Annotated in this window: 13 protein-coding genes; 10 read left to right on the top strand and 3 right to left on the bottom strand. The window is 68.8% G+C overall.

Going from position 1 to position 14,151, the window contains the following annotated elements:
• Positions 1-115: 115 nt before the first annotated feature.
• Together EV652_RS42000 and EV652_RS41995 are read right to left on the bottom strand one after the other, a co-directional pair.
• Entirely contained in the window at positions 116-2,854 is a 2,739-nt protein-coding gene (locus EV652_RS42000) for a helix-turn-helix transcriptional regulator (protein WP_132216510.1), read from the bottom strand.
• Between the two features lie 103 nt (positions 2,855-2,957).
• Positions 2,958-3,581, bottom strand: coding sequence for a sigma-70 family RNA polymerase sigma factor (locus EV652_RS41995; protein ID WP_132216507.1), 624 nt, complete (start codon positions 3,579-3,581; stop codon positions 2,958-2,960).
• A gap of 188 nt (positions 3,582-3,769) precedes the next feature.
• Between EV652_RS41995 and EV652_RS41990 the strand changes: the two genes are divergently transcribed.
• The 4 genes from EV652_RS41990 to EV652_RS41975 all read left to right on the top strand — a co-directional run bounded on the left by EV652_RS41990 (position 3,770) and on the right by EV652_RS41975 (position 9,194).
• Positions 3,770-4,327 carry a GNAT family N-acetyltransferase gene (locus EV652_RS41990; RefSeq protein ID WP_132216504.1) on the top strand — a complete coding sequence of 186 codons (558 nt, stop codon included), beginning with the start codon at positions 3,770-3,772 and terminating at the stop codon, positions 4,325-4,327.
• A 93-nt stretch (positions 4,328-4,420) separates the two neighbouring features.
• Complete coding sequence (locus tag EV652_RS41985; RefSeq protein WP_132216501.1) at positions 4,421-6,154, top strand: L-aspartate oxidase; 1,734 nt, start codon at positions 4,421-4,423, stop codon at positions 6,152-6,154.
• Between the two features lie 28 nt (positions 6,155-6,182).
• Positions 6,183-6,692 carry a nucleoside/nucleotide kinase family protein gene (locus EV652_RS41980; protein ID WP_132216499.1) on the top strand — a complete coding sequence of 170 codons (510 nt, stop codon included), beginning with the start codon at positions 6,183-6,185 and terminating at the stop codon, positions 6,690-6,692.
• An 81-nt stretch (positions 6,693-6,773) separates the two neighbouring features.
• A complete protein-coding gene (locus EV652_RS41975) occupies positions 6,774-9,194 on the top strand; it encodes a glycosyl hydrolase (RefSeq protein WP_158441540.1) in 2,421 nt (806 codons plus the stop codon).
• Here EV652_RS41975 and EV652_RS41970 read toward each other — a convergent pair.
• Positions 9,170-9,733 (bottom strand): hypothetical protein, encoded by a 564-nt coding sequence (locus tag EV652_RS41970; RefSeq protein WP_132216496.1) that lies wholly within the window; start codon positions 9,731-9,733, stop codon positions 9,170-9,172. The two genes, EV652_RS41975 and EV652_RS41970, sit on opposite strands and share 25 nt — an antisense overlap.
• Before the next feature lie 145 nt (positions 9,734-9,878).
• Here EV652_RS41970 and EV652_RS41965 point away from each other — a divergent pair, with 145 nt between their 5' ends.
• The 6 genes from EV652_RS41965 to EV652_RS41945 all read left to right on the top strand — a co-directional run bounded on the left by EV652_RS41965 (position 9,879) and on the right by EV652_RS41945 (position 14,151).
• Positions 9,879-10,070, top strand: a complete 192-nt coding sequence (locus tag EV652_RS41965) for a type 2 periplasmic-binding domain-containing protein (RefSeq protein WP_199238703.1) — start codon at positions 9,879-9,881, stop codon at positions 10,068-10,070.
• A 52-nt stretch (positions 10,071-10,122) separates the two neighbouring features.
• Complete coding sequence (locus tag EV652_RS41960) at positions 10,123-11,052, top strand: ABC transporter ATP-binding protein (RefSeq protein WP_132216493.1); 930 nt, start codon at positions 10,123-10,125, stop codon at positions 11,050-11,052.
• Positions 11,049-11,816: a hypothetical protein gene (locus EV652_RS41955; protein WP_132216490.1), complete on the top strand. Its 768-nt coding sequence runs from the start codon at positions 11,049-11,051 to the stop codon at positions 11,814-11,816. The genes EV652_RS41960 and EV652_RS41955 overlap by 4 nt, the downstream gene beginning before the upstream one ends.
• Complete coding sequence (locus EV652_RS41950) at positions 11,813-12,916, top strand: FAD-dependent oxidoreductase (RefSeq protein WP_132216487.1); 1,104 nt, start codon at positions 11,813-11,815, stop codon at positions 12,914-12,916. Before EV652_RS41955 ends, EV652_RS41950 begins: the two co-directional genes overlap by 4 nt.
• 70 nt (positions 12,917-12,986) lie before the next feature.
• Positions 12,987-13,118, top strand: a complete 132-nt coding sequence (locus EV652_RS45955) for a hypothetical protein (RefSeq protein ID WP_255512694.1) — start codon at positions 12,987-12,989, stop codon at positions 13,116-13,118.
• A 43-nt stretch (positions 13,119-13,161) separates the two neighbouring features.
• Positions 13,162-14,151, top strand: a complete 990-nt coding sequence (locus EV652_RS41945; protein WP_132216484.1) for a DNA glycosylase AlkZ-like family protein — start codon at positions 13,162-13,164, stop codon at positions 14,149-14,151.

Below are 14,151 nucleotides of genomic sequence, written 5' to 3'. Positions count from 1 at the left end.
TCGCCCGAACCACAGAGAGACGGCGTCAGCGGGCAACCACCCCCATTTTCAGCCCGGAACGGGCCGCCCCGACAGGGAGGATCGGAGACTACTGCAGGGAATTGAGAGACGCACCCTAGCCGGTGAGCGGGCGGAGCTGCCGCCGGGACGTGATGCCGAGTTTGGCGAAGACTTTGCGCAGATGCCACTCGACCGTGTGCTGGCTGAGGAACATCTGGGCTCCGATCTGGGCATTGGTCAGCCCGGAACCGGCGAGCGCGGCGATGTGCGCCTCCTGGGCGGTGAGCGTGTCACTGGCGCGGCTCGCCCGCTCGTCGACGGCCTCGCCGGTGGCCGCGAGCTCGCGGCGGGCGCGCTCGGCGAAGGCGTCGGCGCCGGCCGTGGTGAGCAGGTCGTACGCCGTCCGCAGTTGGGTCCGGGCGTCTTGCCGTCGACCCGCGCGCCGGAGCCACTCGCCGTACACGAGATGCGACCGGGCGAGATCCATCCGGACGCGGGTCCGGCCGAGTCGCTCGACCGCCTCCTGGTAGCCGGACTCCGCCGCCGGGCCGGTCGTCAGCAGGGCCGTCGATCGGGCCAGCAGGCCGAGGGCCCAGTCGGTACCGCTGGCCTGCGTCAGCTCGGTGAGGCGGTCGAGGCCCTCGGTCGCCAGTTCGCGCTGCCCGGACCGTACCGCCGCCTCGACGAGCTCCGGCAAGGACCAGCTGGCGACACCGAGGTCCATCGGGTCCGCGCTGGCCGCCTGCGCCGACGCGAGCGCCTCCGGGTACCTGGCCAGGCTGTTCATGAGTACGGCGTTCGCCCAGCGGGTGAACGACAGTCCGCCGCCCTCGCCCCGGGCCTTGACATCGTCCATGGTGGTCGCGATCAGGGGAACGGCCTCGTCCAGGCGTCCGCGCATCACCGCCAGGCCGATCGCGCCGTACGGCGCCAAGGCGATTCCGGTCGCGTCGACGATCGTCCGGATCTCCGCGAGCAGCGACGCGGCCGCCGCGAAGTCACCGCCGAACAGATGCATGGTGAGCCGGGAGTTGAGGACGAGCGGAAGCTCGGTCAGGTCGCCCAGCTCACGAGCCAGACGCACGTGCCGATCGGTGAGGACGTCCCAATGGTCGTAGTCCCAGAGGTCGACCGAGGTGCGCGACGCCAGCCACAACCAGCGCAGATCGCTCGGATCGGCCAGCGTCTGGTCCGCGAACGCTTCGATCGCCTGCCTGGCCAGCGGCACCGCAGCCGGGTACCCGTCGGTGAACGAGACGGCCAAGGTCTCGAGCAGCAGATCGTGCTTTCGGGGTGTCGTGGGCTGCGGCGCCGCGCGGGCGACTCGGGCTACCTCGGCCTGGGGGGAACCGGGGGCGAGGACCCCGGCGAACATCGCCGCCACGAACGCGTCGAGGTAGGTGTCGCGGGCGAGGTCGAGGTGGAGTGGCTCGAGCCGGCGGGCGGCGTCCAGGAGCAGTTGGGCGGCCGCTGTGCCGTGACCGGAGGCAAACGTGATCTGCGCCCGGAAGAGATTCACCGTGGCCTGGTGCAGCTCGTTCGCAGACCACTCGTCGGCGGTGACCAGCAGTTTCTGGGCTGTCTCGAAAGCACCGGCCCGGAGCGTGGCCTGGGCTGCGGCGAGGGCGCGGCTCGCGCGCGTCGCCGGGTCCGGGGTCAGCTCGGTCGCGCGCTGCAGGAATGCGGCCATGGCGGCGACACCGCCGCGGCGCTGCGCCCGGTCGGCGGAGGCGATCAGCTCGGCAGCCACCTCCTCATCGGGCTCGTCGGCCGCTTGGGCGCGGTGCCAGGCGCGGCGGTCGGGATCGAGGTCCGGGTCGATCGCTTCGGCGATGGCCTGGTGCGCCGCACGGCGGTCGGCCGAGACGGCGGCCCGGTACGTCGCCGACCGCACCAGCGGATGCCGAAACCGAACGCGTGCACCGAGTTCGACCAGACCGGAGGCCTCGGCGGGTCCGGCCGCAGTCACCGGGAGATCCAGGATCCGCAGCGCGCGCAGCAGCAGCGGTACGTCGCCGACGGGCTCGGCCGCCGCGGTCAGCAGCAACCGCTGTGTCTGCGGCGGCAGCAACTGCACCCGTTGGACGAAGTTCTGCTCGATCTGGCTCGCCATCGGGCGCACATCCGGCCGCTCGAAGCCACCTGCGAGCTCGGCTGCGGTCAACCCCCGCGGTAGCTCGAGCAGCGCTAGCGGATTGCCCCGGGTCTCGGCCACGATCCGATCCCGGACGTGTTCGTCGAGCCGCCCGGGCACCACGGCATCGAGCAGGGCCTCGGCGTCCTCGTCGGCCAGGCCGCCGACCAGCAACTCCGGGAAGCCTCGCCACTCGGGCGCGGTGACGGGATCCCGGACGCCGAACACCACCGCGATCTGGTCGGCGAACAGCCGCCGCCCGACGAAGGTCAGCGCCTGTGCCGAGGCCCGATCCAGCCATTGCGCGTCGTCGACGACGCACAGCAGCGGCTGGCGATCGGCGACCTCCGCGAGCAGGCTCAGCACGGCGGCGCCGACCAGGAACCGGTCCGGCGGCCCGCCGAACTCCAGGCCGAACGCCACCCGGAGCGCCGCGCTTTGCGGCGGCGGCAGGTTCTCCGCGAGATCCAGCATCGGAGCGCACAACTGGTGCAGACCGGCGAACGGGAGCTCCATCTCGGACTCGACCCCGGCCGCCCGGGCGACCCGGCACCCGTCGGCGTTCGCGGCCAGGTAGTCGAGCAGGGCGGACTTCCCGATCCCTGCCTCACCGCGCACGATCAGGACCCTGCCCTGACGAGAACGCACGTCGGCCACCAGCCGATCCAAGTGTGCACACTCCGAGCGCCGGCCGCGAAGCCCATCCGTCGCACTCGTCATGGCTCCATATCCTCTCATCAGAGGCTGGAGCCGGACGGCGATCTCAAACAGAAGTGCGGCCGGTACGGCGTGATCAGAAGTACGGCCGGTACGGCGTGATACGTCAGGCGGCCTGTTCGGCGAGACCCGCGGTGAGGAACTGCTCGAGGTCGGACAGTTCGCCGGTCCGTGAGGCCGCGACCAAGGCGCTGACGAACTGGCTGTGGGCGGTGGGGCTGTACGGACGAGAGCGATCCGAGGACAGCCGGTCACGGGCTCGCTTCACGAGTTGCCTGGCGTTGGGCGCGCCGATCCGCAGCGTCTCCGCGATCTGCCGATACGGGTACTCGAAGCCTTCCCGCAGTACATAGGTGGCGCGTTCGGCGGGGGACAGCCGTTCCAGCAGCATCCGGGCGGCGAGGTCGATGGCCTCGTCCCGCTCCGCCTGGGTCTGCGGATCGACATCATCGGCGGCGCTCACTTGAGGCAACCAGGAGGCGACGTACAGCTCGTGTCGGCGCCGGGCGCTGCGGACGAGGTTGATGGACAGCCGGGTGGTTGCGGTCGCGAGGAAGGCGGCGGGATCGATGACAGCGGTCCGGTCGGTGCGCTGCCAGCGAAGCCAGACGTCCTGGACGATGTCTTCGGCCTCGGGCGCGTTGCCGACGATCCGGTAGGCGATCCCGAACAGGCGGGGCCGGACGACGACGAAGACCGAGGCAGCTTGATCCAAGGTGTGCACGCTCATGTTCGGGCTCCTCTGATCAGTCCCCGAGGTGGCACCTCCCACCGTCGCCGCCGGACCGTGGTCGTCGCGCCCTGGAAGTCCGTGGTCGAGTCCGTGGTCTCACCCCGGGGTCGTGGTCCTCGGGGGTGTCACAGGAGCCGCGGCTATTCGGTCATAGGCACTGCCAGTCCCCAGCCGCGGAGGATGAGATGAAGCCGACTATCGAGACCGAACGATTGGTGATCAGGCCCTGGCGAGACAGCGATGCATCGGACGCGTTGGTGATCTACGGCGACGAGCAGGTGACCCGGTGGCTGACGCCGACCATGAGCTGGGTGCCGAACGTACTGACCATGCGCGACGTATTGCACCGCTGGAAGGCACAGGACGTGGCGCCGGCGAGTCATTGGGCGGTCGAGCTTCGTGACACCCGCCGCGTGGTCGGTGGCGTGGCCCTGCTCCGGTTGGCGCCGTGGGAAGACCTGGAGATCGGGTGGCAGTTGGCCCGCACGGCGTGGGGCCACGGCTACGCGGTGGAGGCAGGAGCCGCGCTCGCCGACTGGTCGATGCACCACGCCGGCGTCGAAGAACTGTTCGCCCTGGTCGGCTCGACGAATGCGCGCGCGGCCGGCACGGCCAAGCGGATCGGGATGGAGCTGATCGGCGAGACGGACAAGTACCACGACCAGCACCTGAACCTGTACCGGCTCCGCCACTACGACCTGTCGTACCACGCCGACTTCCCGCAACGGGCGAGTGAGACGTGACAGACAGGCGGGTTGTGACGGGGGTGACAGTCACAGACCGGTCTGCTGCGTTGTCCTAATTGTGAGACCACGTGACGAGTCAAAGGAGACCCGATGAAGACCACCGAACAGCAGATCGCCACCTCCGTCCTGGTGATCGGAACCGGTGGTGCCGGCCTGCGCGCCGCGATCGAGCTGGCCGAGCAGGGGGTCGAGGTGCTTGCCCTGGGCAAACGTCCGCGCTCGGACGCGCACACCTCGCTGGCCGCCGGTGGGATCAACGCCGCACTCGCCACGATGGACCCGGAAGACAGCTGGCAGCAGCACGCCGCCGACACCCTGCAGGAGAGCTACCTGCTGGCGAACCCGACCACGGTCCGCATCGTCACCGAGGGCGCTGCCCGGGGCATCGCCGATCTGGAGCGCTACGGTATGCCGTTCGCCCGTGAGGCGGACGGGCGGATCTCGCAGCGATTCTTCGGCGCTCACAGCTACCGCCGGACGGCGTTCGCGGGTGACTACACCGGTCTGGAGATTCAGCGGACGCTGATCAACCGCGCGGTCCAGTTGGGTGTCCCGATCCTGGACACGGTCTACGTGACCCGCATCCTGGTCCGGGACAACACCGTGTTCGGCGCGTACGGGTTCGACCTCACCACCGGCCGGCGCTACGTCATCCACGCCGACGCGGTCATCCTGGCCGCGGGCGGTCACACCCGGATCTGGCGCCGTACGTCGTCTCGCCGGGACGAGAACACCGGTGACTCGTTCCGGCTGGCGGTCATGGCCGGCGGCAAGATCCGTGACCCCGAGCTGGTCCAGTTCCACCCGTCCGGCCTGATCGAACCCGAGAACGCCGCCGGCACCCTGGTCTCCGAAGCGGCCCGCGGCGAAGGCGGTCAGCTGCGGAACGCGCTGGGGGAGCGGTTCATGACCCGGTACGACGCGGAGCGGATGGAGCTGTCGACCAGGGACCGGATCGCGTTGGCGGCGTACACGGAGATCAAGGAAGGTCGCGGTACGCCGAACGGCGGGGTCTGGCTGGATGTGTCGCACCTCCCGCGAGAGACGATCATGCGCCGGCTGCCGCGGGTGTACCAGACGCTGCTCGAGCTCCAGATGCTCGACATCACCAAGCAGCCGATCGAGATCGCACCGACGGCGCACTACTCGATGGGCGGAGTGTGGGTCCGCCCCGAGGACCACGGGACCGGTGTGGACGGCCTGTACGCGGTCGGTGAGGCGGCCAGTGGTTTGCATGGTGCGAACCGCCTGGGCGGCAACTCGCTGATCGAGTTGCTGGTGTTCGGCCGGATCGTGGCCGAGGAGGCGGCGAAGTACTCGGTCGGCCGGCAGTCGCAGGAGCGATCGGCCGAGGCGGTCGCCGAAGCGCGGGCCGAGGTGGACGCGCTGCTGGCGAGCGACGGTGAGGAGAACGTCCGGGCCCTGCAGCGGGCGCTGCGCGACACGATGACGAATCGGGCCGGCGTCGTTCGCGACGTGGCCGGACTGCTGGCCGGAATCTCCGAGCTCGTGGAGATCGAGGAACGGATGACGAAGATGGGCGTCCACCCGGACATCGCCGGGTTCCAGGATCTGGCTCACGCGTTCGATCTGAAGTCCTCGGCGCTGGCCGCTCGGGCCACCCTGGACGCAGCCCTCGAACGCCGCGAGACCCGCGGCTGCCACAACCGCTCCGACTTCCCCGACCTCGACGAGTCCCTGCAGGTCAACCTGGTGTGGTCCGGCCCGGGCTCGGTGGAGCACGAGTCGATCCCACCGATCCCGGACGAGTTCCGCAAGCTCATGCGCGACGACATCTCCACCGAAGGAAAACTGGTCGAGTGACGCCGAGGCGGTCGCTAGCATCGGCCGGATGACGCCTGCTCTCGTGCTGTCCGGCCCGCCCGGGGTCGGCAAGACCTCCGTCGGCTGGCGAGTCTTCACCCGCTGCACCGACCTCGGGCAGGACCCCGCGTTCGTCGATCTCGACCTCCTCGGCGCCGCCTGGCCGGCCCCCGACGACGACCCACACCAGTCCCGGTTGAAGGCGGCCAACCTGGCGGTGGTGTGGGCGAACTACCGCGCTGTCGGCAGCCGTCGGCTCATCATCGCGGGAGTCGTGGAGACCTCGGGTGAGCGGCTCCACTTGGAGGAGGCGACGGGCGGGCCGGTCGTGATCTGCCGGCTGGACGCCTCGGACGACGTACTCGCGCAGCGGATTCGTGATCGTGGGCGGGAAGGTGGCGACGACCTGAAGCAGCTCGTGGCCCGAGCGGCCGAGCTGTCTGCTCAGCTCGTGGCTCAGGACGTGAGTGACTTCTCGGTCCGTACGACCGGGCGCGATGTCGATGAGATTGCCGACGAGGTCCTTGCTCGCTGGTGACCGGTAGTGGTCATGGGCGTTGACGTGGGGCTCGGGATCGGGTTGGGGTGATTGGACCGAGACTTGCGGAGGTCGAGCCCTGTGGCGACGGTGGACGACGTACGACGGCAGTTCCGGACACCGCCTGTGGAGGGGCGGCCAATGATGCGGTGGTGGTGGTTCGGGCCGTCTTTGGATCGGCGTGAACTCGAACGCCAGCTGAAGGCGATGGCCGCGGCCGGACTGGGTGGGGTCGAGGTCGCGTTCGTCTACCCGATGAGCTCGGTCGACGCGCCGTTCGGTTCGGACAAGTTCCTGCAGGACGTCGGGTTCGCGGCCCGGACGGCACGTGAGCTCGGGCTGCGGTTCGATCTCACGTTGGGAAGCGGCTGGTCCTTCGGCGGCGGGCATATCGGACCGGAGCTGGCGGCCCGCCGGCTGAGCTGGGATCGACGCGAGATCGGCGCCGAGGCGTACGACGTACCAGTGGTCGAGGCCTGGCCGGGCGACGAGGTGATCGCCGCGTTCGTGGGTGAGGGATCGACTGGCGTGCCTACGTCGTACGCCGAAGTTGCCGTGAGCAACGGGATGATCCGGGTGCCGCCGGGTAACGGGCCGCGGGAGGTGCTGATCGCGTCCTCGCGGTTGACCGGGCAGAACGTCAAGCGCGCTGCTGCGGGTGCCGAAGGGCCGGTGCTCGATCACTACTCGGTGGCGGCGGCGGAAGAGCACATCAGGCGCGTTGCGGAGCCGCTGCTGATGGCGGCCACGCCCGACCTGGTCGGATCGGTGTTCTGCGACAGTCTGGAGGTGTACCAGGCCGACTGGACGCCAGCCCTGCTCGCGGAGTTCGCCCGCCGGCGAGGGTACGAGTTGCGGCCGCGGCTGTGGGAGTTGCTCAAGGGATCGCCTCAGGTCCGCATCGACTTCTACCGGACGTTGTCGGAGTTGTACGAGGAGAACTTCGTCGCCGTCTTCCAGCGATGGGCGGCGGCGCACGACGTGCCGTTCCGGATCCAGTCGTACGGCGAGCCGCCGGCGACGATGAGCAGTTACCGTTCCGCGGACCTGTTCGAGGGCGAGGGCTGGGGGTGGACGCGGCTGCCGGAGACTCGGTGGGCGTCGTCGGCCGCGAGTATCTACGGCCGGTCGGTCGTGTCGGCCGAGGTGTGGACCTGGGTGCATTCGCCGTCGTTCCGCGCGACGCCGCTCGACCTCAAGGGGGAGGCGCACGAGCACTTCCTGTCCGGTGTGAATCAGTTGATCGGTCACGGCTGGCCGTACTCGCCATCCGGCGAACCGGGGCTCGGATGGATCTTCTACGCCGCGGGAGCACTCGACGACCGGAACCCGTGGTGGCCTGTCGCGCCAGACCTCTTTGCCTATCTCCACCGACTCTCCTGGCTGCTCCAGCAGGGGACGCCGGTTCGCCCGGTGAAGGTCTATGTGCCGGCTTCCGACGCCTACGCAACCGGATCGCTGAACCTCTATCGCACCGTACGGCGGCTGATCGGTGAAGACATCCCACGGACGATCCGCGAGGCCGGGCTCGACTTCGACCTGATCGACGACGACGCTCTGAGCGTGGTCGATCCGGCCACGGTGCCGCTGGTCGTCGTACCCGCTGATTCTCTGCCGGTGGAGACCGCCCGGTGGCTGGATGAGGTGGTCGCGGCTGGGGGAGTGGTGGTCAAGGACGTCTCCGCCTTGGCGGATCACATGCCCGAGCGTCTGCAGGAGGACATCGGCGTGGTGCATCGGCGGCTCGACGACGGAGACGTGTACTTCGTCGCGAACACGGGCAATCAGACACGGACCTTCAGCTTGGACGTGCGTACGGCGTACCTCGAACAGTGGGATCCGGGCACCGGGGTGACGACGGCGGTTCCCTCGTCAGGCCAGTTGACGCTGCATCCGTACGAGGCGGTTGTGCTCGTGCCGGTGTCATCAGGTGCTGACAGTTCGGTAGTGGATGTTCCGCTGGGCACGGTGGATGGTTCTTGGTTGGTCGACGGCGGCGGCTCGGTCACCTTGCCGCATCGCTGGGAGGACGAGCGGGCGTCGTACTCGGGCTCGGCGTCGTACCAGATCGAGATCGACCTGCCGGAAGTCGACGCGACGACTCGGGTGGTGCTGGACTTCGGGTCCGGCTCGCCTGATGACGCGGAGACTTACCTACCTGAGCACTCCTATCGGGCGAAGCTTGTGCCGCCGATCGGTGTCGCCGCTGAGGTATGGCTCAACGACCCCCGGTGCGGCACGCTGTGGGCGCCGCCGTACCGCATCGACATCACAGACGCCGCGAGGCCCGGCGCCAACGCTTTGCGCATCGTCGTACACAACACCGCCGCCAACGCTTTGGCCGCTGACGAGCACCTCAAGCCCCTGGTCGAATCCGTCACCGCGCGGTACGGCCACCGCTTCGACCTCCAGGACATCGACCGCGCCGCCGACACCGTCAACTCCGGACTCTTCAACCCACCGACCGTCGTCCTTCGTCAACTGGGGAAACGTGCCTTGTAGACGCGGGTGACCTCGCGGACCTTTCGATAGCCGAGGAAACCGAGTCCGATCGCGGTCGCCACGGCAGTAGCGGACGCGATGATGGTGCGCAGCGTGTCCCCGGCGCCGGCGGCCTCGCAGATCACCGCGGCCAGTACGCCGGTGACGACGGCGTTGATGATGCCGACGACGACCGGTGATCCGGACAGCCAGTGGGTGATGCCGACGCGGGTGCGGAAGCTGTAGGTCTTCAACAGCCCTGGTGCGTCGTCGTGGTGACTTGCGACGAAGTACGGCTCGAGTTCCGGTGCGAGCTCGATATAGGCGTGCCGCAGCCGATTCATGCCGATGACCAGCCAGGCATCCTCGATATCCGCTTCGATCAGCCGGAAATACGTCCCGAACCCGACGAGTAGCGCAACGGGCAGCACCAGCAGCGCAAAGGTCTGAAAGCCCGCCCCGAACCCGGTCGCATTGGCCACCAGCGACAGCGCGACAACCGCAGCCGAGAGCACCGTCAAGTACGTCCCGGTCCGGCTGAAGATCTCCTGCCACGTCATGCTCCGCGTAGCCAGCAAACTCCAATGCTCAGTCGCCAAGAACTGCGCGTGCACTTTTCCAGCATCAACACCCTCAAGCTCACCCATCCCCAGAGTGTGACCGCCCTCACATCGCAGAAGCCAGCCGACTCACGTGGTGTGCTCGGTGCAGAGACAGGCGACGCCGCGGTGCACGGTCGGGATGAGCCCGCTCGGGCATCACCCGCCGGATGAGTTGGCCGTCGTACCGGTGGTCGACATGCCGCCGAGCCGGGTGGTGGCGGCGTGGAAGGAAGGAGACGCCAATCCCCTCACTCGTTCCTTCGTGCAGCTTGCGCGGGCGGCGTACCGCGATTGAAAGTCATTGGTTGCGTGTTGACAGTCGATAGGTGATCATCGATTATCGATAGGTGATCAGTGTGCGGGGACTCAGCAAGCAGTACGGCGCCGTGCGGGCCGTGGATGACTTGAGCTTTGACGTGCCGGCCGGGACGGTGACCGGGTTTCTCGGACCCAACGGGGCTGGGAAGTCGACGACCATGCGGATCGTGATGGGCCTGGATCGGCCGACGGCGGGCACGGCGCTGGTCAACGGCCAGCGGTACGTCGAGCTCGCGGAGCCGCTGTATCAAGTCGGGGCGCTGCTCGACGCGGGCGCGATGCACCCGGGTCGTACGGGGCGCGCGCACCTCCGGATCGGCGCTCGTACCAACGGCATTCCCCTCAAGCGGGTCGAGGAAGTCATCGAGCAGGTGGGCCTTGGTACTGCTGCGCGCCGACGGATCAAGGGGTACTCGCTGGGCATGCGGCAACGGCTCGGGATCGCGGCTGCGTTGCTGGGTGATCCGCAGGTGCTGCTGTTCGACGAGCCGGTGAACGGTCTCGACCTCGACGGGGTCCGGTGGATCCGGGCTTTGCTGCGGGGCTTCGCCGACGAAGGCCGGACGGTCCTGGTCTCCAGTCACCTGATGAGCGAGATGCAGTTGATTGCCGACCGCATCGTCATCATCGGCCGCGGGCGGCTGATCGCGGACGCCCCGGTCGACGAGATTCTGCGCGGCCTGGGCGGTCAGCGGGTGCGCATCCGGACCCCGCAGGTCGACGACCTCCAGCGCGCTCTGGCCGACCGAGCCGCTGTGCAGCGCACCGCGCCCGAAGAGCTCGAAATCACCGGCCTGTCCGCCACCGAGATCGGCGATCTCGCCCACACGCTGGGCATTCCGGTGCACCACCTGGCCGAGATCGAGCAGTCGCTCGAGCATGCCTACCTCGCCCTGACCGAGGAGAGCGTCGACTATCACGGACACACCCCGGCGTACGCGAACGGAGCGGACCAATGAGCACCACGACCGTCCTGGCGCGAACCAGCAGCGCCGAGTGGAGCAGGCTCTGGAGCGTCCGCTCGACCTGGATCTTCGCCCTGGTGACCGCGGTCGTGGTGCTCGGCTTCGGCACGATCTTCGGGTACGACGTCTCGGACGATCCGACCGGTCCAGGTCCGGACGCGACCGCGTGGGACGGCGGCCGGTTCACCGCGATGTTCGCGCTGTTCGGCGTACTCGCGATGTCGGTGGTGACGAGCACCGCGGACCATGGCACCGGCGGCATCGTGCCGACCTTGCAATGGACACCGCGGCGGGGTGTGCTGCTCGCTGCCCGGGCAGGTGTCATCGTCGCCACGTTGACTGCGCTCGGCGTGGTGTTGGTCGCAGGGGCGAGTGTCATCGTGTGGGCGTTCCGGCCTTCACTCGGGCTGCCGTTCGGCGAAGGTGTCGAATCGCTCGCCGAGCTCGGTTTCGTGTACGCCGCGGGCGCGCTGCTCGGGGTCGGCCTAGGTCTCGTCACCCGCAGTACGGCGGCCGCGTTGGTGAGCGTGATCGCGCTCATGCTCGTTCTGCCCCCGTTGCTCGCGAATCTGCCGTATGAGTGGTCCTCCGGATTGTCGGCTCGGATGCCCGGCTCGGGCGCGCTCTTCCTGATCTTCGGTGAGGGTCCGCGCGACGACATGACCACGGCATCGGCTCGACTCACCCTCGGGCTCTGGGCGGTCGCCGCACTGGTGGCCGGCGGCTTACGGCTGATGCGCACCGATGCCGACCGATGAACGACGTGCTGGTGGTCGGGGCCGGGCTGGCTGGGCTTCACACCGCGACGCTGCTTGCTGAGCAAGGGCATGATGTGTTGCTGGTCGAACGGCGTACCAACCTGACCAGCGCGATTCGCACGACGGGCATCTTCGTTCGGAAGACACTCGACGACTTTCCCTTGCCTGCTGAGTGTCTCGGACCGCCGATTCGCCGCGTGGTGCTCTACCCGCCTGATCTGCGCAGGCCAGTGACGCTGGTCAGCGGTCGCGACGAGTACCGCGTGGGGGATATGGCGCCGCTCTATGTGGCCGCGGCGAAGCGGGCGACCTCGGCAGGCGTTCGGATCGCGCTGGGCACGCGCTATGCCGGTCGCGTCGGAAACGCCTTTGGGTTGGTGGGTCGCCACGGGCCGACGCAGGTGCGGGCGCGGTACGTCGTCGGCGCGGACGGAGCCCGGTCGCGGGTGGCGCGCGACCTCGCGCTGGATCGCAACCTCCACTTGCTGATCGGGGCCGAGGAGGTCTTCGCTGTTCCCGGTAGCGACGAGCCACCGACGTTCCACTGCGTGCTCGACCCCTCCCTCGCGCCGGGGTATCTGGCCTGGGTGGTCAACGACGGACAGCATGCGCACGTGGGGGTCGCCGGGTATGCCGCTCGCTTCCCGGACGGGATGCGCAAAGCGTTGGAGCGATTCGGCAAGGAAGCGCCCGGTCTGTCCCGCGCGGAGCGTCCGGTCGAGGTGGAGCGGCGCGGCGGTCCGATTCCAGTCGGCGGTCTGCTGCGTCGGATCAGCTGTGCGGACGGGCTGCTCGTGGGCGATGCGGCCGGTGCGGTCTCTCCGCTCACCGCGGGCGGCCTCGATCCGTGTCTGCGGTTGTCTACGCTCGCGGCCGACGTACTGGATGAGGCGCTGCGAGGTAGGCCGGATGCGTTGACGCATTACGACGGAGCCGCTCTGCGTGCGCATTTCCGTGGCCGGCTGATGCTGCGCAGGGGACTGGCCCAGGTGCGCACACCCGCTGCGGCCTCGGCGGCGTTCAAGCTTCTCCGCACCCCACTCGGCCAGGCTGCGGCTCGCCGGATCCTCTTCGGCGACAGGTCTTTTCCGACCAGCTAACGCAACTGGTGGCAGTTCGACAGGACGTATGCGGCCACTGCGGGGGGACGCACGCCTGAGCAGACCGGTAGTGCGGCTCGATCGCCGGACACCTCCTGTCGAACTGCACACGTCAGCCGTGATCAAGGCGCTCGGCAAAGACCCGAGCTACTTCGCCTGGAGCCCGGTCGCCTGGTCCGGTCCACCGATCTTCGGCGAGTAAACAAGCCATCGGGTGGCGTCTTTCCTCCCTATGGTCGGTCCCCATGAGGGTTGTCACTCGCGAGCAGGCCGTGTCGTACCGACTTCACGTGAATCATCTGACCGAGCGGCTATCCGCCGGCTCGCACGAGGAAGCGGCGTACGTCGGCTTGCAGGACACAGCGCCCCGGGACGCTCTGCTGGGGCTGCACGCTCGAGTCGCCGACTGCAAGCCTTCTGACTGGGCAGACCCCTGCCTGATCCAGACCTACAGTCCACGCGCAGCCGTGTATGTCCTGCCCCGCAAGGACTTCGGCGTTTTCACGCTCGGCAGACTTCCGCTCGCCACGGAAGCCATTCGACGCGTCGACAGGCTCGCGGACACTGTGTGCCGAACACTGGATGGACGCGAGCTGCGCGGTGGGCTTCCCGATCTGCGCGAGGCCTGTTCGAGCGGCCGGATCGCCTTGCGGTGGACCACCAGCTCCCTGTGGGTGCGTGAAGTCCCACGACCAGAGATCGACCTCGACGAGGCCCGCAAGGAGCTGTGCCGACGTCATGTTCACCGGTTCGCGCCGACCAACCCGCGAACCTTTGCCTGGTGGGCCGGTCTGGCGGCCGGCGACGCCCGGGAGATCTGGAACTCGTTGGCGGACGAACTGCTCGAGGTGGACTTCGACGGCACGCCCGGCTGGATCCTGCGGGCCGACGAGCAGCGCATCCGGGAGGCGCCGCCGGCCCGCGGCGTACGGTTGCTCGTCGAGCCGGATCTCCGGCTCCTCGGCCGAGACCTGGACGGCCGCTTCATTGCCCCGGGCAAGCGAACCCTGACGCCGGCGGCGGACACGTTTCATCCCAACGGGGTCCTCGTCGACGGCAGGATCGTGGGCGCCTGGGGCCGGAAGGGCGCCAAGGTCGACGTCGTCCTGACCGAGCAGCTCACACCACTCCAGGACGACGCGCTCGCCGCGGAGGTAGCGGCGTTCCCGATCAGCGGCGCACGACTGGTCGCACCGGTCGGTGGTGAGTTCGCCGCCCAACGGCCGCGTGGTTGA

This window comes from Kribbella steppae (genome assembly GCF_004342025.1).
In the GTDB taxonomy this organism is placed as follows: domain Bacteria; phylum Actinomycetota; class Actinomycetes; order Propionibacteriales; family Kribbellaceae; genus Kribbella; species Kribbella steppae.
The sequence above is the reverse complement of the archived record's forward strand: the minus strand, read 5'-3'. Positions and strand labels throughout refer to the sequence as shown.